Annotated in this window: 1 protein-coding gene; it reads left to right on the plus strand. The window is 66.1% G+C overall.

What is annotated here, in order from left to right; genetic code table 11:
* Positions 1-1,191 (plus strand): amino acid adenylation domain-containing protein (locus tag ACFV2X_RS55640; RefSeq protein ID WP_385632002.1); only part of this gene is annotated, 1,191 nt, incomplete at both ends.

Below are 1,191 nucleotides of genomic sequence, written 5' to 3' on the forward strand. Positions count from 1 at the left end.
TGGGCTGCTGGGGCAGCATCCCGCCTACGTCATCTACACCTCCGGCTCCACCGGCCACCCCAAAGGCGTGGTCATCCCCCACCAGGCCCTGCTCAACTACACCGCCCGATGCCCCCAGGCCTACCCCAGCCTCACCGGAGCCACCGTCCTCCACGCCTCCGTCTCCTTCGACGCCGGCGTCACCGTCCTCTACGGCGCCCTCATCTGCGGCGGACGCGTCCACATCACCACCCTCACCCCCACCACACCCCACACCCCCGGTGACACACCCATCACCTTCATGAAACTCACCCCCAGCCACCTCCCCCTCCTCGAACACACCACCCTCCAACCCACCGGCCAACTCATGCTCGGCGGCGAAGCAGTCCCCACCGAAGCCGTCCACACCTGGCAAACCCAACACCCCCACACCCCCGTCATCAACCACTACGGCCCCACCGAAACCACCGTCGGCGCCACCGACCACCCCATCCCCCCACCCACCACCAACACACCCACCACCACACCCACCACCGGCACCGTCCCCATCGGCCGACCCATGTGGAACACCCACACCTACATCCTCGACCACACCCTCCAACCCACCCCCATCGGAACCCCCGGCGAGCTCTACATCGCCGGCACACAACTCGCCCGCGGATACCTCCACCGCCCCACCCTCACCGCCGAACGCTTCACCCCCAACCCCTACGGCCCACCCGGCACCCGCATGTACCGCACCGGCGACCTCGCCCGCTGGAACCACGACGGCACACTCCACTACCTCGGCCGCACCGACACCCAAATCAAAATCCGCGGCTTCCGCATCGAACCCACCGAAATCGAAGCCGCCCTCACCACCCACGACACCATCACCCAAGCCACCGTCCTCGTACGCGAAGACCAACCCGGCGACAAACGCCTCACCGCATACGCCGTACCCACCAACCCCGAAACAGGCATCGACACCACACACATCCTCCGCACCCTCCGGGACCGACTCCCCGACTACATGGTCCCCACCACACTCATCACCCTCAACCACCTCCCCCTCACCCCCAACGGAAAACTCAACCACAAAGCCCTCCCCACCCCCCACAACACCCCAACCACCACCCAACGCCCACCCCGCACACCACACGAAGAAACCCTCACCCAACTCTTCGCCGAAACCCTCGGAACCACCCAAGTCGGAATCGACGACAACTTCTT

The organism is Streptomyces sp. NPDC059679, assembly GCF_042734105.1.
Classification (GTDB): domain Bacteria; phylum Actinomycetota; class Actinomycetes; order Streptomycetales; family Streptomycetaceae; genus Streptomyces.